The following is a 23,255-nucleotide window of genomic DNA, read 5'->3' as shown; positions in this document are numbered from 1 at the left end:
CGCTCGCAGACGAAAGAGGACCGCACAGGTGTACGAGCGGAAACGAGGAACGGCCGCCCCAGCACGTGCTGGGACGGCCGCCTCGGTGCCGTTCTCAGATCTGGAGCAGCGCTTCCAGCGGTGCCCCGTTCAGCGCCGGCTCAAGGCGGGCGCGGCCGTCCAGGAAGCCCAGCTCCATCAGGACCGCGAGGCCGGAGACCTCGGCCCCGGCCCGGTGGATGAGCTGGATCGCGGCCTCGGCCGTGCCTCCCGTGGCGAGAACGTCGTCCACGATCAGCACACGGTCGCCGGAGGACAGATCCTCCGCGTGCACCTCGATCTCCGCCGAGCCGTACTCCAGGTCGTACGCCTGCCGGAGCGTCGCCCCCGGCAGCTTGCCCGCCTTGCGCACCGGGATGAACCCGAGGCCCGCGCGGACCGCGACCGGGGCGCCCAGGATGAAGCCCCGGGCCTCCAGGCCGACGACCTTGGTCGCGCCGGTGTCGGCGGCGATCTCGGCCAGCGCGTCCGTGAGGGCCGTGAAGGCGGCCGGGTCCGCCAGGAGCGGGGTGATGTCCTTGAACATCACGCCCGGCTCCGGGTAGTCCGCCACGTCACGGATACGGCTGAGCAGCAACTCCTCGATGCCGGTCATCGGCGCTTCCCGGAGGGTCGGCCGCGGCCCCGGTTGCGGGACGCGGGCTGGTTGCGCGGACCGACCACGGCGGGAGCGGCGTCGTCGGGCTCGTCACCGGAGGCGGACCGCGTCTCCGGGAGGTCCTCCTCGGTGGCGGCCTGGGCGCGCTTGGCCAGGACCCGCTTCCTGAGCGCCTTGATCGCCGGCTCGCGCTCCTTGAGGTCGGCGACCAGCGGCGTGGCGATGAAGATCGAGGAGTACGCACCGGCCGCGAGGCCGACGAACAGCGACAGCGAGATGTCGTTCAGCGTGCCGGCGCCGAGGAAGCCGCCGCCGATGAACAGCAGGCCCGCCACCGGCAGCAGGGCGACCACGGTGGTGTTGATGGAGCGGACCAGCGTGCCGTTGATCGACCGGTTGGCGATGTCGCTGTACGTCCAGCGGGTCTGCTTGGTGATGTCCTTCGTCTGCTCCTTGAGGCTGTCGAAGACGACGACCGTGTCGTAGAGCGAGTAACCGAGGATCGTCAGCAGACCGATGACCGTACCGGGCGTGACCTCGAAGCCGACCAGGGCGTAGATACCGGTCGTGATGGTGATGTCGTGGATCAGCGCGACGAGGGCCGCGACGGCCATCCGCCATTCGAAGGCGATCGCCAGGTAGATCACCACGAGCACCATGAAGATCGCCAGGCCCTCCCAGGCCTTGTTGGCGATCTGCTCGCCCCAGCTCGGGCCGACCAGGTCGGCGGCCAGCTTCTCCGGGTTGAGGTTCAGGTCCTTGGCCAGCGTCTGCTTGATCTGGTCGGACTTGTCGGTGTCGATGCCGGCGATCTGGATGCGCAGGCTGCCGTTGCCGAGCTTCTGCACGACCGCCTCATGGCCGGAGGCGTCCTTCGCGTACTCCTCCGCCTTCGAGACCGACGTGCTCATCTTCGTCGGCGTCGTGAAGACCGCGCCGCCCTGGAACTCGATGCCCATGTTCAGGCCGCGCACCGCCAGGCCGAGGATGGCCGTGATGGTGATCAGGATCGAGACGCCGTACCAGATCTTGCGCTTGCCGACGAAGTCGTAGCTGATCTCGCCGCGGTGCAGTCGAGCGCCGAGGTTGCCGAGTTTCGACATCGCTCATGCCTCCTTCGGGTCGACAGGGCCGGCGGCGGGACCGGCGGGACGGCGGGTGCGGCGCAGCGGCGGCTGGGCACCCAGGCTCTTCGGGTCCAGGCCGGACCACTTGTGGCCGTTCGCGAAGAACTTGCGGCGGGCGAGCAGTGTCATGAGCGGCTTGGTGAAGAAGAACACGACGACCACGTCGAGCACGGTCGTCAGGCCGAGCGTGAACGCGAAGCCCTGCACCTTGCCGACGGTCACGAGGAACAGCACCGCGGCGGCGAGGAACGACACGAAGTCGGAGACGAGGATGGTGCGCCGGGCGCGCGGCCAGGCCCGCTCGACGGCGGGACGCAGCGTGCGGCCCTCCCGGATCTCGTCCCGGATGCGTTCGAAGTACACGATGAACGAGTCCGCGGTGATACCGATGGCGACGATGGCACCGCAGACGGCCGGCAGGTTCAGCGCGAAGCCGATGGCCGGGCCGAGGAGCGCCATGATCACGTAGGTGAGGATGCCGGAGACCAGCAGGGAGGCCATGGCCACGATCGACAGACCGCGGTAGTAGGCGACCAGGTAGATCACGACCAGAGCGAGGCCGATCGCACCGGCGAGCAGACCGGCGTGCAGCTGGTCACCGCCGAGCGCGGCGGTCACCGTGGTGACGGTCTCCTCCTTGAACGACAGCGGCAGCGCACCGTAGGACAGCATGTTGGCGAGGCTCTGCGCCTCCTGCTGCGTGAAGCTGCCGGAGATCTCCGCCTGGCCGCCCGTGATGGCCGTCTGCACGAACGGGCTGGAGACGACCTCGCCGTCGAGGACGATGCCGAACTCGTTCTGCGGGGGCTGGTTCTTGGCCAGCGCGCCGGTGATGTCGGCGAACTTCTTCGACCCGCTGGAGGAAAACTTCATCTGGACCTGCCAGCCGGAGGCACCCTGGGTGTCGAAGACCGCAGCGGCCTTCTTGACCTCGGTGCCGTCCACGGCGGCCGGGCCGAGCAGGTACTTGTACCAGACCTTCTTGACCTCACCGCAGGCCACGGTGGGGTCGCCGGGCTTGGCGTTCGTACCGGCCTTGGCGCGGTCCGCGGGCGTGGCGCAGTTCAGGGCCGCGTACTGCGCCTGAAGCTTGCTGGTGTCGGCGGTGCCGCCGGAGGACGACGCGGACGGGCTCGGGGACGACGTGGCGCCCGCGGAGGCGGAGGGCGACGGTGTGGCGTCGGCCTTCAGGGCGTCGGTGACCGCGCGGCCCTGCGAGGTGGCGGAGGACGACGGCGTCGGCGACCCGGAGGAGGACGAGGAGGCCTTCTCCTTGGAGGAAGCGCTGCTCGACGGGCTCGGCGAGCTGCTGCCGCTGGAGGACGCGCTCGGCGACGGGCTCGGCGAGGCGGCACCGCTGGGCTCGCTGGCGAGGACCGGGCGGAAGTACAGCTTGGCGGTGGTGCCGACCTGCTGCTGGGCCTCCTTGGAGTTGGTGCCCTTGGGGATGTTCACGATGATGTGATCGTTCCCCTGGGTCTGCACCTCCGCCTCGGAGACGCCCAGGCCGTTGACACGGCGGTTCATGATGTCGACCGCGGTGTCCATGTTGGCCTTGTTGATCGCGGACCCCTGGTCGGCCTTCGCCTTGAGCGTGATGCTCGTACCACCGGCGAGGTCGATACCGAGACGCGGAGTGGTGTGCCCGGCGGCGAACATCCCTCCGGTCAGCGCCACGATGGCGATCAGGATGAAGGCCAATGAGCGCCCTGGCTTGCTCTGGGCGCTCGCGCTCCGGCCCCTCTTAGGTGCTGCCACCTTCTCGTACTCCCTCTCGGGCCGCTCCGCGCCCGGTCGGCGCGGTCGGCCATGACATGGTGTCGGGCTCCCGTGCGGAGAACAGACGCGCCCGGGGTGCGCGGGGCGCGGTCAAGGCCGCGTCGCACACCCCGGGACGTGACTACTTCGCGTCGGAGTCGCCGTCGGTCTTCTTCGGCTGTTCGTCCGCCTTGGCTTCGGCGGTCTCGGCCTCGGCCTCGTCGGCCTTGTCCTCGGCGGTGTCCTTCTTACCGAAGTCGACGGCCTTGTCGTCGGAGGCGGCGGCAGCGGCGGCAGGCTCGTCGGTCTCGTCGGCCTCGGTGAGGGAGGAGGCGTCGTCCGGGACGATGTCGGCGTCGGACTTCAGGTCGTGCTCGATGCCGTGGACGATGCGGTTGTACTCGTCGTCGGTGAGGACGGCGCCGATCGCGTTCTTGGCGAAGAGGAGGTCGACGCCCGGTCCGGCGTCGAGGAGGACCGTGTCCTCGTTGACCTCCTTGACCGTCGCGTACATCCCCCCGATCGTGCGGACACCGGAGCCGGGCTGCAGCTCGTTCCGCATGTTGGCGGCCTGCTGCTGCTTCTTCTTGGCGTTGCGCGTCATCAGGAACATGGCCGCGATGAGCACGATGAAGGGGAGAAGGGTAAAGGCATTCACGGGACGGAATTTCCTTCGCGCGACCGCGCGGTGAGCGGCCAGATGGATGGGGGTGGTCGGCGCCGCCCGCAAAGGCGGCATCGGCGGAGTCTAAGCGAGTCCGCGTACATGGAACAACGCTCAGCATGGCACCTGGGTTCCTGCGCCCGCCAATGCCCTCGCCGTCACAAAGCCATCACGCCCCGAACAGGTCCTGTTGTCCGTTTCCCCCAGCTGACGAGCGCGGCGGGGTCAGGCCGAGATGCGCCCATGCGGCGGGAGTGGCCACCCGGCCGCGCGGCGTACGGGCGAGCAGGCCCTCCCGTACGAGGAAGGGCTCGGCGACCTCCTCGACGGTCTCCCGCTCCTCCCCCACCGCGACGGCGAGCGTGGACAGGCCCACCGGGCCGCCGCCGAACAGCTTCAGCAGCGCCTCCAGGACGGCCCGGTCGAGTCGGTCGAGACCGCGCGCGTCCACCTCGTAGACGGCGAGGGCGGCCGCCGCGATCTCACGGGTGATCACGCCGTCCGCCTTGACCTGGGCGTAGTCCCGCACACGGCGCAGCAGACGGTTGGCGATACGGGGCGTGCCGCGGGAGCGGCCGGCGATCTCGGCGGCGCCGTCCGGCCCGATCTCGACGTCGAGCAGGTTGGCCGAGCGGTGTACGACCCGCTCCAGCTCTGCGGGCGCGTAGAACTCCATGTGCGCGGTGAAGCCGAAGCGGTCGCGCAGCGGGGGCGGCAGCAGGCCCGCGCGCGTGGTGGCGCCGACCAGGGTGAACGGGGGCAGCTCCAGAGGGATGGCGGTGGCGCCGGGGCCCTTGCCGACGATGACGTCGACGCGGAAGTCCTCCATGGCCATGTACAGCATCTCTTCGGCAGGCCGGGACATGCGGTGGATCTCGTCCAGGAAGAGGACCTCGCCCTCCTGGAGGGAGGAGAGGATCGCGGCGAGGTCGCCGGCGTGCTGGATGGCGGGGCCGGACGTGATGCGGATGGGGGCGCCCATCTCGGCCGCGATGATCATCGACAGGGTGGTCTTGCCGAGGCCGGGGGCGCCGGAGAGCAGCACGTGGTCGGCAGTGGCGCCGCGCGCGCGTGCGGCGCGCAGGACGAGGTCGAGCTGCTCGCGGACCTTCTCCTGGCCGATGAACTCGCCGAGGTCCTTGGGGCGCAGGGCGGCCTCGACGGCCTGGTCCTCCCCGTCGGCGACCGAGCCCACCAGCCGCTCAGCGGTGGGGTCGACGAGCCGCTCCTCGGCGGAGGCGTCGGTCGTGTCGTCCCAGTTCACTCAAGATCTCCTAGCTGGGGGCGCAGGTCAACGGGCGCGGTTGAGGGTCTGCAGGGCGGCCTTCAGCAGCTGGCCCACCTGCGGCGTGCCGCCGGCGGTCTCGGCCTGGGGGGCCACGGCGGTCACGGCCTCGTCGGCCTCGCGGGTGGCATAGCCGAGACCGATGAGGGCGGCGTGCAGCTGGTCGCGCCAGCCCTGGGTGACCGGGGCGCCCACCGCGGGGGCGCCGCTGGGTGCGCCGAGCCGGTCCTTCAGCTCCAGCAGCAGCTTCTGCGCGCCCTTCTTGCCGATGCCGGGAACGGCGGTGAGGGCCTTCTCGTCAGCGGTGGCGACGGCGCGGCGCAGCGCGTCCGGCGTGTGCACGGCGAGCATCGCCTGGGCCAGGCGCGGGCCGACCCCGCTCGCGGTCTGCAGCAGCTCGAAGACCTGGCGCTCGTCGTCGGCGGCGAAGCCGTACAGGGTCAGCGAGTCCTCGCGCACCACGAGGGAGGTGGCGAGTTTCGTCTGCCGGCCCATGCGCAGGCCGGAGAGCGTGTTCGGGGTGCACTGGACGGCGATGCCGATGCCGCCCACCTCGACCACCGCGGAGTCGGGGGCGAGGGCGGCGACCGGGCCGCTGACGAACGCGATCATGCCGTACGGCCTTTCGTCGTGGTGAGGGTCTGCCGGGCGACGGCCTGCTGGAGCCGGTTCTGAGCGGGGGCGCGCCAGATGTGGCAGATGGCGAGGGCGAGGGCGTCGGCCGCGTCGGCGGGCTTGGGCGGGGCGCTGAGCCGGAGGAGGCGGGTGACCATGGCCCCCACCTGGGCCTTGTCGGCGCGGCCGCTGCCGGTGACGGCGGCCTTGACCTCGCTGGGGGTGTGCAGGGCGACCGGGATGCCGCGCCGGGCGGCGCACAGCATGGCGACGGCGCTGGCCTGGGCGGTGCCCATGACCGTGCGCACGTTGTGCTGGCTGAAGACGCGCTCGACGGCGACGAACTCCGGCCGGTGCGTGTCCAGCCACTCCTCGAGACCCTCCTCCACAGCGAGCAGCCGGTGGCTGAGATCAGCGTCCGCGGGTGTCCGGACGACCCCCACGCCGAGCATGGTGAGCGGTCGGCCCGCGACCCCCTCGACGACGCCGACGCCGCATCGCGTAAGCCCTGGGTCCACCCCCAGTACACGCACGCGCGCCCCCTCCCTTCGATCTCCCCCGGCTACCGCTGGGGCGGTACCCCCAGTTCGTGCAGGCTATCGGGTGCCACCGACAACGCCCCGCACCAACGTCCGGCAACGCGACGGGCCGACGGGATGTGTCCCGTCGGCCCGGTCAGCCGTGCAGAGCGCGCGGCAGCGCTACGCGTCGACCTTCTCCATGACCTCGTCGCTGACGTCGAAGTTGGCGAAGACGTTCTGCACGTCGTCGCTGTCCTCGAGCGCGTCGATCAGCTTGAAGATCTTCTTGGCGCCCTCCTCGTCCAGCTCGACCTGGACCGACGGCACGAAGCTGGACTCGGCGGAGTCGTAGTCGACACCGGCCTCCTGGAGCGCGGTGCGGACCGCGACCAGGTCGGTGGCCTCGCTGATGACCTCGAAGGACTCGCCGAGGTCGTTGACCTCCTCGGCACCCGCGTCGAGGACGGCGTCGAGGACGTCGTCCTCGGTCAGCTCACCCTTGGGGACGATGATGACGCCCTTGCGGCTGAACATGTAGGACACGGAGCCCGGGTCGGCCATGTTGCCGCCGTTGCGGGTCATGGCGACGCGGACGTCGGAGGCCGCGCGGTTGCGGTTGTCAGTGAGGCACTCGATGAGCACCGCGACACCGTTCGGGCCGTAGCCCTCGTACATGATCGTCTCGTAGTCGGCGCCGCCGGCCTCAAGACCACCGCCGCGCTTGATCGCGGAGTCGATGTTCTTGTTCGGGACGGACTGCTTCTTGGCCTTCTGGACGGCGTCGTAGAGCGTCGGGTTGCCCTCGAGGTCGACGCCGCCCATGCGCGCCGCGACCTCGATGTTCTTGATCAGCTTCGCGAAGAGCTTGCCGCGCTTGGCATCGATCACGGCCTTCTTGTGCTTCGTCGTAGCCCATTTAGAGTGGCCGGACATCTGCCTGTCTCCTTCGCGTAACCCATCTCTGCAACGAACTCCAGAGATCCTACAAGGACTCCGGTGTCCGGTTGGCGCGCACCATGTCGACGAAAAGGGAGTGCACGCGGTGATCGCCGGTCAGTTCCGGGTGGAACGACGTGGCGAGCGCGCTGCCCTGGCGGACCGCGACGATGTGGCCGTCGTGCTCGGCGAGCACCTCGGTCTCGGCGCCGACGGACTCGACCCACGGGGCGCGGATGAAGACGCCCTCTACAGGATCGCCCGCGACTCCCTTGACGTCGACCGACGCCTCGAACGACTCGTTCTGCCGCCCGAAGGCGTTGCGGCGCACGATCATGTCGATGCCGCCGATGGTCTCCTGGCCCGAGCGCGGGTCGAGGATCTTGTCGGCGAGCATGATCATGCCGGCGCAGGTGCCGTAGACGGGCATGCCGGCGCGTACGCGCGCGCGGAGGGGTTCCATCACTCCGAAGAGGACGGCCAGCTTGGAGATGGTGGTGGACTCGCCGCCGGGCAGGACGAGACCGTCGACCTCGGCGAGTTCCTCGGGGCGCCGCACCGGCCTGGCCACGGCGTCGGCCGCGGCCAGGGCGATGAGGTGCTCCCGTACGTCGCCCTGGAGGGCCAGGACGCCTATGACGGGGGTGTTCATGGGTTCCGGTGCCTTACCAGCCGCGGTTGGCGTAACGCTCGGCCTCGGGGAGGGTGTCGCAGTTGATGCCGACCATGGCCTCGCCCAGGTTGCGGGAGGCGTCCGCGATGATCTTCGGGTCGTCGTAGAAGGTGGTGGCCTTCACGATGGCGGCGGCGCGCTTGGCCGGGTCGCCGGACTTGAAGATGCCGGAGCCGACGAAGACGCCCTCGGCGCCGAGCTGGCGCATGAGCGCGGCGTCGGCCGGAGTGGCCACGCCACCGGCGGAGAAGAGGACCACCGGGAGCTTGCCCAGCTCGGCGACCTCCTTGACCAGCTCGTACGGGGCGCGCAGCTCCTTGGCGGCGGCGTACAGCTCGTTGTTGTCGTAGCCGCGCAGGCGGGCGATCTCGTTCTTGATCTGACGCAGGTGGCGCACGGCCTCGACGACGTTGCCGGTGCCGGCCTCGCCCTTGGAGCGGATCATCGCGGCGCCCTCGGCGATGCGGCGCAGGGCCTCGCCGAGGTTGGTGGCACCGCAGACGAAGGGGGTCGTGAACGCCCACTTGTCGGAGTGGTTGACCTCGTCGGCCGGGGTCAGGACCTCGGACTCGTCGATGTAGTCGACGCCGAGGGACTGCAGGACCTGGGCCTCGACGAAGTGGCCGATGCGGGACTTGGCCATGACCGGGATCGAGACGGCCTCGATGATGCCCTCGATCATGTCCGGGTCGGACATGCGGGCCACGCCGCCGTCCTTGCGGATGTCGGCCGGGACCCGCTCCAGGGCCATGACCGCGACGGCGCCCGCGTCCTCGGCGATCTTCGCCTGCTCCGGCGTGACGACGTCCATGATCACGCCGCCCTTGAGCTGCTCGGCCATGCCGCGCTTCACGCGGGCGGTGCCGGTCTCGGGAGCCTGGTTCTCGATGGTGGACACGGGTGACCTCACTGAAGTGAAAGAGGGCTTCTGCTCAGATGAGGAAACGTGAGTGGACCAGGCCACAGCAAGGGCCAATGGCAAGCCGGTGGATCCTTTTGATCCACCTGACGTTCAGGAGACCCGCTCCACCAGGGCCGCGGGCGGCTCGTCGTCCATCTCGAAGGCCAGCGGGAACGGGGCGTGGCCGGCCAGTCGGAACCAGCGCACCTTGCGGTGCTCGCGGAGCCTGCGGGCGGCCCCCACGGCGTCGTTGTGGAAACGGCGGGCCATGGGGACCCGGCGCACGGCCTCGGCCAGCTCGGTGGTCGCCGCCTCGCCCCCCGGGGCCTCCCGTACGACTTCGACCTGCTGCGGGTCCGCGAACACCGCCCGCAGGGCCTGGCTCAGCTCGCTCTCGGCGACCTCCCGCTGTTCCTCCTCGGCCTGCCGGGCCGCGTGCGCGGCCTCGTAGAGGACGATCGAGGCGGCGGGGTCCAGTACGCCCGAGGTCGCCAGCTCCTGCGTCACGGAGGCCCGCCGCAGCAGCTGCGCGTCCAGCGCGGCCCGCGCGGCGTCCATCCGCACGTGCAGCCGGTCCAGCCGTCCGGCCGTCCAGCTCAGGTACAGGCCGACGGCCACGAGCGCGACAAGGATCCAGATGAGGGTTGCGGTCACGGGCGAAGGCTATCGGGGTGCCGCGGCCCGGAACGAAGCCGTCGGCGTCCCGCCCGGGCTCAGTCCCGCGCCAGCCCGAACCGCGCCCGCAGGCCCGACCGCTCGTCCGTCGCCACCGCCGCCGTGCCCGTCGTGACCGTCTCGTACACCGACAGGATGTCCGCGCCGACCGTCGACCAGTCGAACCGCCGCACGTGGGTGCTCCCCCGCTCGCACAGTTCGGCCCGGCGGTCCGGGTCCGCCAGCAGGCGTACGGCCGCCTCGGCCAAGGCGTCCGCGTCCTCGTTGGCGAAGACCTCGCCGGCCGCGCCCTGGTCGAGGACCTGGACGAAGGCGTCCAGGTCGGAGGCGAGCACGGGGGCGCCCGCCGACATGGCCTCGACCAGGATGATGCCGAAGCTCTCACCGCCGGTGTTGGGCGCGATGTACAGGTCGACGCTGCGCAGGAGGCGCGCCTTGTCCTCGTCGCTGACCATGCCGAGGAACTCGACTCGGGAGCGAAGTTCCTTCGGCAGGTCCTCGACGGCGGCCTCCTCGTCGCCGCGCCCCGCTACCAGCAGTCGCGTCTGCGGGCGGGCGGCGAGGATCTTCGGGAGGGCCTTCATGAGCACCGGCAGGCCCTTGCGGGGCTCGTCGATCCGCCCGATGAAGCCGAGCGTGTCGCCCTGCCACTCCGGCTTCGGCTCGGCCTTGGCGAAGAAGTCGACGTCGACACCGTTGGGGATGACGACGGCGTCGCCGCCGAGGTGCTCGACCAGGGTGCGGCGGGCGTACTCGCTGACCGCGATCCGCGCGCTGATCTTCTCCAGCGCGGCCTGGAGGATCGCGTAGGCGGCGATCATCGCGCGCGAGCGCGGGTTGGACGTGTGGAACGTGGCCACGATCGGGCCCTGCGCCGCCCAGCAGGTCAGCAGGCCGAGCGACGGGGACGTGGGCTCGTGGATGTGGACCACGTCGAAGGCGCCGTCGTGCAGCCAGCGCCGCACCCGCGCGGCCGACAGGAAGCCGAAGTTCAGGCGGGCCACCGAGCCGTTGTACGGCACCGGGACCGCGCGGCCGGCCGAGACGACGTACGGGGGCAGCGGTGTGTCGTCGTCGGCCGGGGCGAGCACGGAGACCTCGTGGCCGAGGCGGATGAAGTACTCGGCGAGGTCACGGATGTGGAACTGGACGCCACCGGGCACGTCCCAGGAGTACGGGCAGACGATCCCGATTCTCACGAGGGTCCCTTCGCGGGGTCGAGGTCGGCGAGCCACAGGCGCTGGAGCATGTGCCAGTCCTCCGGGTGGTCGGCGATCCCCTTGGCGAAGACGTCGGCCAGTGCCTGTGTCATGACAGACGTCTTCTCCTCCCGGGTACCTGACTCGGGCACCTCGATCGGGGGATGCACCCGGCCCTTCATGACGGGCGAATCGTCGTACCAGAGCGTGACGGGCATCAGCAGCGCGCCCGTCTGCTGGGCGAGCAGGGCCGGGCCTGCGGGCATCCGGGCCCGGTCGCCGAAGAAGTCGACCTCGACGCCGGAGGCGGACAGGTCGCGGTCGGCGACCAGGCAGACCAGGCCGCCGTCGCGCAGCCGCCGGGCCAGGGTGCCGAAGGCGGTGCCGCCGCTGTGCGGCAGGACCTCCATGCCGAGGCCCTCGCGGTAGGCGACGAAGCGGTCGTACAGGGTCTCGGGCTTGAGGCGCTCGGCGACCGTGGTGAACGGCGTCTCCAGCTTGGTGGTGACCCAGGCGCCGGCCAGGTCCCAGTTGGCCAGGTGCGGCAGCGCGAGGATCAGGCCGCGCGGGGAGGCGATCCCGTCGGTCAGGTAGTGCGCGTCCTCGCACTCGAAGCCCGTCTTCACGCGCTCGGCGCTCCAGGCGGGCAACCGGAAGGACTCCATCCAGTAGCGCAGGTAGGAGCGCATGCCCGCGCGGGAAAGTTCGGCGAGGCGCTCGGGGCCGGCGTCGGGCACCACGCGCGCGTAGTTCGCCTCCAGGCGCTGCACGCCTTTGCCGCGCCGCTTCCAGGCGAGGTCGGCGATGCTCCGGCCGAGGCGGGCCGCGGCGGGTTCGGGGAGCTTCTTGACGGTGCTCCAGCCGAGGCCGTACAGCGCGTCGGTGAGCCGGTCGACAGTGCTCACTTCGCCGCCTCGCTCCCCTGGGACGCGTTCCGCTGCGCGGCCTCCTCCGCCTCGGCGGACTCGCGGCGGACGGTGACGACACGCTGGATCAGCGTGACGAGGCTGCCCACGGCGACGATCCACAGGGCGACCGGCAGCAGCCACTGGATGCCCGGCACGCCGAACGCATGCAGGCCCGCCAGACCGGCCGCGACCAGCGAGATCACCAGGCGCTCGGCGCGTTCGACGAGCCCGTTGACGGCGACCGGCAGTCCGATCGACTCGCCGCGCGCCTTGGTGTACGACACCACCTGGCCGCTGGCCAGGCAGAAGATCGAGACGGCGCACAGGACGTTGTCGTCGCCGTTGCCCGCGTACCAGAGCGCGAAGCCGCCGAAGATCGCACCGTCGGCGACCCGGTCCAGGGTGGAGTCCAGGAAGGCGCCCCAGCGGCTGGAGCGGCCCAGCTGGCGGGCCATGTTGCCGTCGACCAGGTCGGAGAAGACGAACAGGGTGATCACGATCGTGCCCCAGAAGAACTCACCCCTGGGGAAGAAGACCAGCGCGCCCGCGACCACACCGGCCGTGCCGATGAGCGTGACCGTGTCGGGGCTCACGCCCCGGCGGATGAGAAACGCGGCGAACGGTGTGAGGACACGCGTGAAGAATGCACGCGCGTACTTGTTCAGCATGGCCTTCCCGACGGTTGTTGTCGCCGCGGCCCTGGTGGTCGCCGGCTGGCCCATCGTAGCCACGCGCACGCGTGCGTGACGGGCGGGCACCCGCAGCCGTACCGCGATCCGGTGCACACGGCACGCTCACGGCGTGCGTGGCGCGATCGGCGTCCGTCGTATGGACGCAACGTGACGGGAGTGGAAAGCTCGAAGGACCGCGGGCGTCGCCGGAGCCGCCAGTGCACGCGGTACCGCGTGTCCGCGCCCACACAGACCTCACCGTCATGGGAGGCAGGATCATGGGCGACAAGGTGCAAACACACCCCGGGGCCGCCGGCAGGGCAGCGGCGGCCGACCAACCCGCGTCCGTACGGAATGTGGTGCTGGTCGGCCACTCCGGTTCGGGCAAGACGACTTTGGTGGAGGCCCTCGCGCTGACCGCGGGGGCCGTGAACCGGGCGGGCCGCGTGGAGGACGGCGGCACCGTCTCCGACTACGACGACATCGAGCATCGGCAGCAACGCTCGGTTCAGCTCTCGCTGGTCCCGGTGGAGTGGGACGGCATCAAGATCAACGTCCTCGACACCCCCGGATACGCCGACTTCGTCGGGGAGCTGAGGGCCGGTCTGCGAGCGGCGGACGCGGCCCTCTTCGTCGTCTCGGCCTCGGACGGGGTAGACGGCTCGACCCGCATGGTGTGGGAGGAGTGCCAGGCCGTCGGCATGCCCCGCGCGATCGTGATCACACACCTGGAGGCCGCCCGCGCGGACTTCGAGGAGATGACCCGGGTGTGTGCGGAGGCCTTCGGCGCCGACGACCCCGACGCCGTGCTGCCGCTGTACCTGCCGCTGCGCGGGCCGGAAGGTCCCGACGGGCACGCACCCGTGACCGGGCTGACCGGACTGCTGTCGCAGAAGCTGTTCGACTACGCGTCCGGGGAGCGCAAGGAGTCGGAGCCCGGCGAGGACCAGCTGCCGGACATCGCGGAGGCCCGCAACCGGCTGATCGAGGGAATCATCGCCGAGAGCGAGGACGAGACCCTCATGGACCGCTATCTGGGCGGCGAACAGGTCGAGGTCAAGACGCTGATCGAGGACCTGGAGCGGGCCGTCGCGCGCGGCACCTTCTTCCCCGTCCTGGCGGCCGCCCCCGCCGCTGAGGGCGCCAAACAAGGCCTCGGCACGGTCGAGCTGCTGGAACTGATCACCGGCGGGTTCCCGACGCCGTTCGAGCACCCCATGCCCTCGGTCACCACGATCGACGGCAAGCCGCGCGAGCTGAAGGCCTGCGACACGAGCGGCCCGCTGGTCGCCGAGGTCGTGAAGACCTCCTCCGACCCGTATGTCGGCCGTATCTCCCTGGTCCGCGTCTTTTCCGGCACCGTGCGTCCCGACGAGACGGTGCACGTCTCCGGGCACGGCCTGGCCGACCGCGGCCACGAGGACCACGACGTCGACGAGAAGATCGGCGCGCTGTCCATGGCGTTCGGCAAGCAGCAGCGCCCGGTGACACACGCCGTCGCGGGCGATCTGGTGTGCGTGGCCAAGCTCGGCCGCGCCGAGACCGGGGACACACTCTCGGCCAAGGACGACCCGCTCCTGATGGAGCCCTGGCAGATGCCCGACCCGCTGCTTCCGCTCGCCATCCACGCGCACAGCAAGGCCGACGAGGACAAGCTCTCCCAGGGGCTGGCCCGGCTGGTCGCCGAGGACCCGACGATGCGCCTGGAGCAGAACCAGGACACCCACCAGGTGGTCCTGTGGTGTCTGGGCGAGGCCCACGCGGACGTCGCACTGGAGCGGCTGCGCAGCCGGTACGGCGTCCAGGTCGACGTCGTACCGCACAAGGTCTCCCTTCGGGAGACGTTCGCGTCCAAGGCCGCAGGGCGCGGCCGGCACGTCAAGCAGTCCGGCGGGCACGGGCAGTACGCCATCTGCGAGATCGAGGTGGAGCCGCTGCCCGGCGGCTCGGGCGTGGAGTTCGTGGACAAGGTGGTGGGCGGCGCCGTACCGCGCCAGTTCATCCCGTCCGTGGAGAAGGGCGTACGGGCGCAGGCCGCGAAGGGAGTGGCTGCCGGCTATCCGCTGGTGGACGTGCGGATCACGCTGCTGGACGGCAAGGCGCACTCGGTGGACTCCTCCGACGCCGCCTTCCAGACGGCGGGCGCGCTGGCCCTGCGCGAGGCCGCGGCCGGGACACGGATCCATCTGCTGGAGCCCGTGGCCGAGGTGACCGTGCTGGTCGCCGACGACTACGTGGGCGCGGTGATGAGCGATCTGTCGACCCGGCGCGGCCGGGTGCTCGGCACCGAGCAGGTGGGCTCCGGGCGGACCCTGATCCGGGCGGAGGTGCCGGAGTTCGAGATCGGCCGCTACGCCATCGACCTGCGCTCCCTGTCGCACGGTACGGCCCGGTTCGACCGCGCGTACGCGCGGCACGAGCCGATGCCGCCGCAGATCGCCGAGCGAATCCGTGAACAGGCGGGCGAATCGGCGTAGTTCACCACGCTTGCCTCGGTGCGCCGGCGGGCGGCTTCGGCCGTCCGCCGGCACGGTGTCAGTGGCTGCGGATACGCTGATCACCTGATCACGTCGTGCCGAACTCATGCGGTCGTGGTGCGGTATCGACGCGTCGGCCTGTTCAACAGGTGTGCGGAACACGGAAGTCGGGAAGGCCGCAGAAGCGACACCGGCGGCGATGGGGGCGGGAATGTCGGTTGGAACGGAGTGGGACGGACCGCAGGTGCCCGTCTCCGGCGACGAAGGCCAGGCGGCGACGTTCGCGCTGGCCTCGGCGGCCTACCGGGACAACGTGATCGAGGACATCAAGAAGACCGACAACGAGTGGCATCAGTCGACGGTCAAGGCCGGCAAGTGGAAACTGGTCAGGCCGAACCTGGGCGAGGCCTTCTCCCGGGCCGTCGTCGACCGCATGCTCGCTCCCGGCCGCAAGCCGCTCATCCAGTCCTTCGGCGCCGAGCCCCAGGTCGTCGTGGAGCACTGCCTGGCGGCCAACAACATCCGCCGGGAGCGCGACAACCGGCTGTCCACCGTGATGGTGCTGTCCGGCCTGATCTTCCTGCCGGGGCTCATCGGCTGGCTGCTCGTCTTCCAGCTGCGCTCGTTCGTCGCCAAGCGCGACGACAAGCGGGCCGGGGCGCTCGCCACCGCGCTGCTCACCGGGGTCGGCGTGATCGCCGCGCTCTTCCTGCTGAAGATGCCGTTCACCGGGTTCTGGGCGTGGTACGCGCGGGGGGCCGTCGTCGCCCCCGTGCTGGGCTGGTTCTGGGCCAAGCAGATCTGCGAGCGCACCGCGAAGGACCTGCGGGCGCGCTGGGACGGCCTGCTCTCGGGCAGCAGCGTCGGCGCGAAGGTCCCCGAGGCCGTGCCGCGCGGCCCCGGCGAGACAGCGGCCGAGCAGCTGCGCCAGTCGCTGGCCCGGCTCGGCGCCGAGCAGCAGTCCAACTCGGTCTTCTACGCCGGCCCCAAGGGCATACTCGGCATGGGCACCCGCTGGGGCGCCTGGCAGCTCGCCGAGGACCTGGTGCCCGCCGACCCCACCCGGGAGATCCACCCCTTCCGCAGCTGGGACGTCATACGCGCGATCCACGACCAGCTGCGGATGCTGGAGCGCGGCCCGCTGAACACCGGCGGCTTCCCGAAGCCCTCGATACGGCACTGGATCGTCACGCCGATCGGCGAGAAGGCGACGGAGGTGTCCCGGCCGGGGGGCACGGACGTCGAGGCGTTCCAGGTCAAGCAGCACGCCATACAGGAGATCTGCAACAAGCAGCAGTTCGGCAGCGGCGACCGGCACTACCTGGGCGTGCAGTGGACGCTGTGGGACGGCCAGCTGGTCATCACGATGCTGATCACGGTGACCGTGCTGCACGAGACGCTGCGCATCGAGGTGACCGGGCACGCCCTGGGACCGGTGAACCCGCTGTTCACCACGAAGTCGGCGGCGCCGACCAAGGAGGTCGCCAAGTCCCTCAAGCCGTGGGAGAACCGCACGGTCAAGCTGCCGCTGGTCCCGACCGACGAGGTGGTACGGCTTGCCGCGCGCGCCCCGCTGACCTGGTATCCGCCGCTGCTCAACTGGCTCGGCGGTTCCCTGGCGCTGCCCGAGCCGTTCGGCCTGCGGCACGCCTGGGCCGATCAGCCGTGGCGGCACCGCTTCATGGCCGACGACGCGCTGCGCGCGGCCACGCCGGTGCTGAGGGTGGTGCACTCGGCCGCGCTCCGGGTCCTGTCGGACAACGGCGTGAACACGGAGAAGTTCGGCAACCGGTCGTCCGTGCTCAGCGGGTTGGTGCAGGACGCGTCGCCGCGCAAGGCCGACCTCTACGACGCGTAGGCCTCCGGCGGCTCGACCGGGGGCTGTGCTCCGGCGGCGCCAGCTGGGGTTCCTGGGGGCTGCCGCCCCCCAGACCCCCGCTTCGGCTCTGGACGGGCCCTGTCCTCAAACGCCGGACGGGCTCCGGTGCCGGGAAGTCATGCCGTCGGCCAGGCCTCCGCCAGCATCTTTCTCGTGTCGGCCAGCAGCTGCGGCAGGACCCTGGTGTGGCCGACCACCGGCATGAAGTTCGTGTCGCCGCCCCAGCGCGGGACGATGTGCTGGTGCAGGTGGGCGGCGATGCCGGCGCCGGCCACGGTGCCCTGGTTCATGCCGATGTTGAAGCCGTGCGCGCCGGAGGCGGTGCGCAGGGCGGTCATCGCCTGCTTGGTCAGCTCGGCCAGCTCGGCGGTCTCCGGCACGGTGAGGTCGGTGTAGTCGGCCACGTGCCGGTACGGCACGGTCATCAGGTGGCCGCCGTTGTACGGGTACAGGTTGAGGACGGCGTACACGTGCTCGCCACGGCGGACGATCAGTCCGTCCTCGTCGGACTTGGCCGGGATCGAGCAGAAGGGGCAGCCGTCGTCGGCCCCCGGACCGGTCGGCTTGTTCTCGCCCTGGATGTAGGCCATCCGGTGGGGCGTCCACAGGCGCTGGAACGCGTCCTGCGTCCCCACTCCGATCTGCTGCTCCGGCTCACTCGTCATGCAAAGCAGCATATGGCTTCGCCCGTTCGCGGCGTGTCGCCGGGGCGGCAGGACGGCGCTCACCGGCCAAGCTTGGCCGGTGGACGACGACAGCCCCGCGGCTCGCTGGGAGCAGCGCACCGAGATCCCGCTCTTCGCGGCGTCGCTGATCTTCATGGCCGCCTATGCCACCCGGGTCCTGGCCGTGGGCCTGCCGCCCGCCTGGCGGAACCTGTGCGGGTTCGCGATGCTCGCCCTCTGGGCGCTGTTCGCCGTGGACTACGTGGTGCGCTGGCGGCTCGGCGGGCAGCGCTTCCTGCGCTTCGCCACCACGCACTTCCTGCACACGGCCGTGGTCGTGCTGCCGCTGCTGCGCCCGCTGCGAATCGTTCCGCTCTACGACGTGATCCAGCGCCGGCAGGGGGAGCCCCGGCTCTCGCTGTACGCACGCGTGATCGCCTACGCGAGCCTGTCCACCCTGCTGCTCGGCTTCTCCGGCGCCCTCGCGGTCTACCAGCAGGAACGCGGGGCGCCCGGTGCCACGATGCGCACGTTCGGGGATGCCGTGTGGTGGGCCGCCTCGACCCTCAGCACGGTCGGCTACGGCGACATCACCCCGGTGACCAGGCTCGGCCGGGTGATCGCGACCGGGATGATGGCCTGCGGGCTGGGCCTGCTCGGCGCGGTGACGGGTTCGTTCTCGTCCTGGCTGATGCAGACCTTCTCCCGTGAGGGCGACGAAAGGCCCCCGGGGAGGTGATCCCCGGGGGCCCGCCGGGCTGTGCGGATCAGACCTGGGTCCGCTCCTCCACGACCTTCGCGATCTTGGCAATGGCCTCGTCGAACGGGATGCCGTTCTCCTGCGAACCGTCACGGTAGCGGAAGGACACCGAACCGCCCGCCATGTCCTCGTCGCCCGCGATGACCATGAAGGGCACCTTCTGCTTCTGGGCATTCCGGATCTTCTTCTGCATGCGGTCCGAGGAGGAGTCGACCTCGACGCGCAGGCCCTTCTTCCGGGCCGCGGCGGCGAACTTCTCCAGGTACTCGACGTGCGCGTCGCCGATCGGGATGCCGAGCGCCTGGACGGGGGCGAGCCACGCCGGGAAGGCGCCCGCGTAGTGCTCCAGGAGCACCGCGAAGAAGCGCTCGATCGAGCCGAAGAGGGCGCGGTGGATCATCACCGGGCGCTGCTTCGAGCCGTCCGGGCCGGTGTACTCCAGGTCGAAGCGCTCGGGCAGGTTGAAGTCGAGCTGGATGGTCGACATCTGCCAGGTACGGCCGATCGCGTCCTTGGCCTGGACGGAGATCTTCGGGCCGTAGAAGGCGGCGCCGCCCGGGTCGGGCACGAGGGGCAGGCCCTGCTTCTCGGCGACCTGGCGCAGCGTCTCGGTCGCCTCCTCCCAGACCTCGTCCGAGCCGACGAACTTCTCCGGGTCCTTGGTGGACAGCTCCAGGTAGAAGTCGGTCAGGCCGTAGTCGCGCAGCAGGCCGAGGACGAAGGTGAGCGTCTTGTCCAGTTCCTCGGACATCTGCTCACGGGTGCAGTAGATGTGCGCGTCGTCCTGGGTGAAGCCGCGGGCCCGGGTCAGGCCGTGCACGACGCCCGACTTCTCGTACCGGTACACGGTCCCGAACTCGAAGAGGCGCAGCGGCAGTTCACGGTAGGAGCGGCCGCGCGCATCGAAGATCAGGTTGTGCATCGGGCAGTTCATGGGCTTGAGGTAGTAGTCCACGCCCTCGTCGAGCTGCATGGGCGGGTACATGCCCTCGGCGTACCAGTCCAGGTGGCCCGACGTCTCGAAGAGCTTCCCCTTGGTCGCGTGCGGGGTGTAGACGAACTCGTAGCCCTCTTCCTCGTGCCGGCGGCGCGAGTAGTCCTCCATCACACGGCGGACGATGCCGCCCTTGGGGTGGAAGACGGCGAGGCCGGAGCCGATCTGCTCAGGGATCGAGAAGAGGTCCAGCTCGTTGCCGAGCTTGCGGTGGTCGCGCTTCTCGGCCTCGGCGAGGAAGTCCAGGTACGCCTTCAGCTCGTCCTTGGACGGCCAGGCGGTGCCGTAGATGCGCTGGAGCATCGGGTTCTTCTCGCTGCCGCGCCAGTAGGCGGCCGCGTTGCGCATCAGCTTGAACGCCGGGATGAGCCGGGTCGAGGGCAGGTGGGGACCGCGGCAGAGGTCCTTCCAGCACAGCTCGCCGGTCTTGGCGTCCAGGTTGTCGTAGATCGTCAGCTCACCGGCGCCGACCTCGACGTCCGCGCCGTCGTCGGAGGAGGCGGAGCCCTTGAGGCCGATCAGCTCCAGCTTGTACGGCTCGGAGGCAAGTTCCTCGCGGGCGCTCTCGTCGGTGACGACGCGACGGGAGAAGCGCTGGCCGCGCTTCTGGATCTCCTGCATCTTCTTCTCGATGGCCTTGAGATCCTCGGGCGTGAACGGCTTCTCGACGTCGAAGTCGTAGTAGAAACCGTCCTTGACCGGCGGGCCGATGCCCAGCTTGGCCTCGGGGAACAGCTCCTGCACGGCCTGCGCCAGGACGTGCGCGGTGGAGTGGCGCAGGATGTTCAGGCCGTCTTCGGAGGAGATCTCGACGCCCTCGACGGTCTCGCCGTCCTTGACCTCGTGGGTGAGGTCCTTCAGCTCGCCGCCCACGCGTGCGGCGATGACCGAGCGCTCGCCCGCGAAGAGGTCGGCGGCCGTGGTGCCCGTCGTCACCACGCGTTCGTCCCGCTCGGAATCGCGTTGGATGATCACACGGACGTCTGACACCGGTCTCTCCTGACTGAAGGTGGGGTGCGGCGCCATACCAGGAGCGCGCGCACAAGGGATCGTACCGACCCGACACCACCGACCGCGAAACGGTCACCCTCAGTCCTCGCCCCCGTACGCCTCCCCGCACGCCTCTTCGAAGAAGTCGAGATTCTCCTGCAGGGACTTCATCAGCCGGTCCCGCTCGGCGTCGTCGACCTGCACGGGTACGACCCCGGACGCGCCGGTGAGCCTGCGGAAGCCGCCGCGGCGCTCGAGCCGGCCGTGCACCCGCACCGGGAGGCCGACGAGATGGGCGTGGCCGGCGATGCGGTAGTCCTCCTCGTCCAGGGTGACGCGGACGTGCGGGACCTCGGCGCCCGCGAGCACCCGCAGTCGTACGGTGCCCTCGCCGCGCGGTCCGGAGCGGCGCAGGCGGACCACCGCTCCGGTGATCCGGACCGGGACCGAGGGTTCCTCCTGGAGGTAGCGGGCGCCGGCCGCGTGCAGCACGGGCAGGTCTCCGGGGGAGAACTCGACGGGTTCGGCGGAGGCGGCGCAGCCCTCGGGCACTCCGGCTCCGGGGGCCCAGGCGATGGCGATGCGGGCGCCCTCGGTGCCGCGGACGAGTGTGGTCAGCGCCTCGGTCAGTTCGCGGCTGACGCCGGCCTCGACGGCCCCGTCGAAGGCGTCCATGCCGCCGGTGGCGCGCTGGTAGTCGATGGCCTCGCGGGCCGCGTAGAGGGCCTGGTGGAGGCGGACGGCGAGCGTACGGCCGGTGGGCACGGGCACGAAGGCAGTCAGCCGGCGGCCCTCGGCGGCGGGGCCGACGAGGACGTTCTCCAGGAGGCCGGCGGCGGGCCGGCGGTGCCGGGCGCCGTAGTAGCCGGCACGCGCGCGCGTGGCGAGCGCGGCCGCGAGGAGCATCTGGCGGGCGGCGGAGCGCAGGCGCTCGTCGACCGTCCACGGGGAGGCGCCGACGGGCCCGCTCGGAGTGTCCCGCCACCAGCGGATCTCGTCGCTGGGCACGGCGAGGGAGATCAGCACCTCGCGCGCGGCGGGGGTGTCGTTGCGGGCCAGGGCGTCGAGGGCCTCGCCGAGCAGGTCGTCGCTGTCGGGGAAGGCCCGGCTCTCGGGCACCAGCAGGCTGGTGCCGCCGCCGCCCGGACCGGGCGGGGTCCAGCGGCCGTAGCGCCCGGCCGCTCCCCCGCGCCGCTGCCAGCCGTGCCGGTGCAGCAGGGCGCCGAGCACGGCGGGGTCGACCTCGGCCGGGTCCGGCGGCCGGTTCCAGGAGAGGTCTTCGGGATGCGGCCGGACCTGCCGGGCCGGCTCGTCGTACGGACGGATCCTCATGGCCTGCCTCCCGTCCCGACCCGCGTCATGATCTCGCACAGCGCCCGGTCGTCGAAGATGCGCGAGGTCGGTATCCGCACGGTGGTCCGGTGCCGGCCGGTGACCGGCTGGCCGGCGAGGTTGACCCAGTAGCAGCAGTGCCTCAGGTCGAGCCGGTCGTGGCTGGCGCGCAGCCAGTCGTCCTGGGAGCGCGGGACCAGCATGACGACCAGGATCTTGTGCACCGAGACGGGTGTGCGGGCGAGTTTGCGCAGGTGGTCGTTGTCGAGCGTGAAGGAGAAGAAACGGCCCCGGGGGTTCGGCGCGACTTGGTAGGTGCATTTGAGCTGCACCTTGATGGTGACCTCGTCGTCGACGGTGTGTCCGGGTGCGCTGTGGCTGACGTGCCAGTCGATGCCGTTGTCCGGAAAGGGCTGGGACAGCGAGCAGCCCGCCGCGGCGGCGACCGCGTGCAGATAGCCCACCTGCAGTGTCTCCATGCACGCGGTGGTGGCGAGCGTGCCGCGGACGGTGCCCGGGCGTTCGGGCAGCAGCCCGCCCCGCTCGGGCTGCGCTATGGCCATGACCAACAGCCTTCCAAGCCAAGAGTTTCCCCGCTGCGGGCTGCTGAACTGCAAAGACCCGCACTCCTGTTGTGTCCTTGCGGCGTACGGCGCAAACGGCCCGGGTATCACCAAACGGGCAGAAGACGGAACTTCATCTGCCGTGGGTGAACGAGGAGTTGGGTTGGGATGACGTACTGGTACGAGGGGGCGCTGGCCGCCTTCGACACGGAGACGACGGGCGTCGACGTGGAGACCGACCGGATCGTGTCGGCCGCCGTCGTCGTCCAGGACGCGCCGGGCACCCGGCCGCGCATCACCCGGTGGCTGGTGAACCCGGGTGTGCCGGTGCCGGAGGGGGCGACCGCGGTGCACGGGCTGACGGACGAACACCTGCAGCACAACGGCCGCTGGCCGGCGCCGGTGATGTTCGAGATAGCCGAGCAGCTGGCCGAGCACGCGGCGATGCGACGTCCGCTGGTGGTGATGAACGCGCCGTTCGATCTCACGCTGCTGGACCGGGAGTTGCGCCGGCACCGGGCCTCCTCGCTGGACCGCTGGTTCGAGGCGACTCCGCTCCAGGTGCTGGATCCGCGGGTCCTGGACAAGCACCTGGACCGCTACCGCAAGGGGCGGCGCACGCTGACCGACCTGTGCGCGCACTACGGCGTGACGCTGGAGGGCGCGCACGACGCGGCGGCGGACGCGTTGGCCGCGCTGGATGTCGTACGCGCCGTGGGCCGCCGTTTCGCGACGCGGCTGGAGCGGCTCTCCCCCGCCGAACTGCACACGCTCCAGGCGGGCTGGCACGCGGCACAGGCCCGCGGTCTTCAGGCGTGGTTCGCGCGCAGCGGCTCGGAGGAGACGGTGAACACGGACTGGCCACTGCGGCCGGAGCTGCCGGCGGCGGCGTGACGGCCGTGACGGACCTGGAGCAGCTCCCCCGTGGCAGCAAAAAAGCCGGTCCGCTGATGCGGACCGGCTCTTTCCCGGTGGGCGATACTGGGTTCGAACCAGTGACCTCTTCGGTGTGAACGAAGCGCTCT

General features: G+C 70.8%; 22 protein-coding genes. 4 read left to right on the top strand and 18 right to left on the bottom strand.

Going from position 1 to position 23,255, the window contains the following annotated elements; all coding sequences use genetic code 11:
• Positions 1-94: 94 nt before the first annotated feature.
• From ABZ471_RS34965 to pgsA, 14 genes are all read right to left on the bottom strand, one after another.
• Entirely contained in the window at positions 95-634 is a 540-nt protein-coding gene (locus tag ABZ471_RS34965) for an adenine phosphoribosyltransferase (protein WP_359072237.1), read from the bottom strand.
• On the bottom strand, positions 631-1,740 hold the full coding sequence (gene secF, locus ABZ471_RS34960) for a protein translocase subunit SecF (RefSeq protein ID WP_359072235.1): 1,110 nt from the start codon (positions 1,738-1,740) through the stop codon (positions 631-633). The genes ABZ471_RS34965 and secF overlap by 4 nt, the downstream gene beginning before the upstream one ends.
• Before the next feature lie 3 nt (positions 1,741-1,743).
• Positions 1,744-3,522, bottom strand: a complete 1,779-nt coding sequence (gene secD, locus ABZ471_RS34955; RefSeq protein WP_359072233.1) for a protein translocase subunit SecD — start codon at positions 3,520-3,522, stop codon at positions 1,744-1,746.
• 142 nt (positions 3,523-3,664) lie between these two features.
• Positions 3,665-4,180 (bottom strand): preprotein translocase subunit YajC, encoded by a 516-nt coding sequence (yajC, locus tag ABZ471_RS34950; protein WP_359072232.1) that lies wholly within the window; start codon positions 4,178-4,180, stop codon positions 3,665-3,667.
• Between the two features lie 175 nt (positions 4,181-4,355).
• Positions 4,356-5,450 (bottom strand): Holliday junction branch migration DNA helicase RuvB, encoded by a 1,095-nt coding sequence (ruvB, locus tag ABZ471_RS34945; RefSeq protein WP_359072230.1) that lies wholly within the window; start codon positions 5,448-5,450, stop codon positions 4,356-4,358.
• Between the two features lie 27 nt (positions 5,451-5,477).
• Positions 5,478-6,083, bottom strand: a complete 606-nt coding sequence (gene ruvA, locus ABZ471_RS34940; protein WP_359072229.1) for a Holliday junction branch migration protein RuvA — start codon at positions 6,081-6,083, stop codon at positions 5,478-5,480.
• Positions 6,080-6,619, bottom strand: a complete 540-nt coding sequence (gene ruvC / locus ABZ471_RS34935) for a crossover junction endodeoxyribonuclease RuvC (RefSeq protein ID WP_359072228.1) — start codon at positions 6,617-6,619, stop codon at positions 6,080-6,082. The genes ruvA and ruvC overlap by 4 nt, the downstream gene beginning before the upstream one ends.
• A 168-nt stretch (positions 6,620-6,787) precedes the next feature.
• Positions 6,788-7,540 carry a YebC/PmpR family DNA-binding transcriptional regulator gene (locus ABZ471_RS34930; RefSeq protein WP_359072226.1) on the bottom strand — a complete coding sequence of 251 codons (753 nt, stop codon included), beginning with the start codon at positions 7,538-7,540 and terminating at the stop codon, positions 6,788-6,790.
• Between the two features lie 49 nt (positions 7,541-7,589).
• Positions 7,590-8,195: a pyridoxal 5'-phosphate synthase glutaminase subunit PdxT gene (gene pdxT / locus ABZ471_RS34925; RefSeq protein ID WP_359072224.1), complete on the bottom strand. Its 606-nt coding sequence runs from the start codon at positions 8,193-8,195 to the stop codon at positions 7,590-7,592.
• A 13-nt stretch (positions 8,196-8,208) separates the two neighbouring features.
• On the bottom strand, positions 8,209-9,114 hold the full coding sequence (gene pdxS / locus ABZ471_RS34920) for a pyridoxal 5'-phosphate synthase lyase subunit PdxS (protein ID WP_359072222.1): 906 nt from the start codon (positions 9,112-9,114) through the stop codon (positions 8,209-8,211).
• A gap of 114 nt (positions 9,115-9,228) precedes the next feature.
• The gene (locus tag ABZ471_RS34915) at positions 9,229-9,771 is read right to left on the bottom strand and encodes a hypothetical protein (protein ID WP_359072220.1); all 543 of its coding nucleotides are present in this window, start codon (positions 9,769-9,771) and stop codon (positions 9,229-9,231) included.
• 59 nt (positions 9,772-9,830) lie between these two features.
• Positions 9,831-10,991, bottom strand: a complete 1,161-nt coding sequence (locus ABZ471_RS34910) for a glycosyltransferase family 4 protein (protein ID WP_359072218.1) — start codon at positions 10,989-10,991, stop codon at positions 9,831-9,833.
• Positions 10,988-11,896: a phosphatidylinositol mannoside acyltransferase gene (locus ABZ471_RS34905; RefSeq protein ID WP_359072216.1), complete on the bottom strand. Its 909-nt coding sequence runs from the start codon at positions 11,894-11,896 to the stop codon at positions 10,988-10,990. The genes ABZ471_RS34910 and ABZ471_RS34905 overlap by 4 nt, the downstream gene beginning before the upstream one ends.
• Positions 11,893-12,621 carry a phosphatidylinositol phosphate synthase gene (gene pgsA, locus ABZ471_RS34900; RefSeq protein WP_359072264.1) on the bottom strand — a complete coding sequence of 243 codons (729 nt, stop codon included), beginning with the start codon at positions 12,619-12,621 and terminating at the stop codon, positions 11,893-11,895. Before pgsA ends, ABZ471_RS34905 begins: the two co-directional genes overlap by 4 nt.
• Before the next feature lie 227 nt (positions 12,622-12,848).
• On the opposite strand from pgsA, the gene ABZ471_RS34895 reads away from it, so the two are divergent.
• Together ABZ471_RS34895 and ABZ471_RS34890 are read left to right on the top strand one after the other, a co-directional pair.
• On the top strand, positions 12,849-15,047 hold the full coding sequence (locus tag ABZ471_RS34895) for an elongation factor G-like protein EF-G2 (RefSeq protein WP_359072214.1): 2,199 nt from the start codon (positions 12,849-12,851) through the stop codon (positions 15,045-15,047).
• 211 nt (positions 15,048-15,258) lie between these two features.
• Positions 15,259-16,905 (top strand): hypothetical protein, encoded by a 1,647-nt coding sequence (locus ABZ471_RS34890; protein ID WP_359072213.1) that lies wholly within the window; start codon positions 15,259-15,261, stop codon positions 16,903-16,905.
• A 137-nt stretch (positions 16,906-17,042) separates the two neighbouring features.
• On the opposite strand, the gene ABZ471_RS34885 is transcribed toward ABZ471_RS34890, so the two are convergent.
• Positions 17,043-17,603: an HIT domain-containing protein gene (locus tag ABZ471_RS34885; RefSeq protein ID WP_359072212.1), complete on the bottom strand. Its 561-nt coding sequence runs from the start codon at positions 17,601-17,603 to the stop codon at positions 17,043-17,045.
• Between the two features lie 67 nt (positions 17,604-17,670).
• On the opposite strand from ABZ471_RS34885, the gene ABZ471_RS34880 reads away from it, so the two are divergent.
• Positions 17,671-18,330 carry an ion channel gene (locus ABZ471_RS34880; RefSeq protein WP_359072210.1) on the top strand — a complete coding sequence of 220 codons (660 nt, stop codon included), beginning with the start codon at positions 17,671-17,673 and terminating at the stop codon, positions 18,328-18,330.
• A gap of 28 nt (positions 18,331-18,358) precedes the next feature.
• Here the strand turns inward: ABZ471_RS34880 and thrS are convergent, their stop codons facing one another.
• The 3 genes from thrS to ABZ471_RS34865 all read right to left on the bottom strand — a co-directional run bounded on the left by thrS (position 18,359) and on the right by ABZ471_RS34865 (position 22,230).
• Positions 18,359-20,335, bottom strand: a complete 1,977-nt coding sequence (thrS, locus tag ABZ471_RS34875) for a threonine--tRNA ligase (RefSeq protein ID WP_359072208.1) — start codon at positions 20,333-20,335, stop codon at positions 18,359-18,361.
• Between the two features lie 99 nt (positions 20,336-20,434).
• Positions 20,435-21,667 (bottom strand): hypothetical protein, encoded by a 1,233-nt coding sequence (locus ABZ471_RS34870; RefSeq protein ID WP_359072206.1) that lies wholly within the window; start codon positions 21,665-21,667, stop codon positions 20,435-20,437.
• Positions 21,664-22,230, bottom strand: a complete 567-nt coding sequence (locus ABZ471_RS34865; RefSeq protein WP_359072204.1) for a DUF4365 domain-containing protein — start codon at positions 22,228-22,230, stop codon at positions 21,664-21,666. The genes ABZ471_RS34870 and ABZ471_RS34865 overlap by 4 nt, the downstream gene beginning before the upstream one ends.
• Positions 22,231-22,398: 168 nt before the next feature.
• On the opposite strand from ABZ471_RS34865, the gene ABZ471_RS34860 reads away from it, so the two are divergent.
• The gene (locus tag ABZ471_RS34860) at positions 22,399-23,124 is read left to right on the top strand and encodes a 3'-5' exonuclease (protein WP_359072202.1); all 726 of its coding nucleotides are present in this window, start codon (positions 22,399-22,401) and stop codon (positions 23,122-23,124) included.
• The last annotated feature ends 131 nt before the right edge of the window (positions 23,125-23,255 follow it).

Source organism: Streptomyces sp. NPDC005728 (assembly GCF_040630895.1).
In the GTDB taxonomy this organism is placed as follows: Bacteria; Actinomycetota; Actinomycetes; order Streptomycetales; family Streptomycetaceae; genus Streptomyces.
The sequence above is the reverse complement of the archived record's forward strand: the minus strand, read 5'-3'. Positions and strand labels throughout refer to the sequence as shown.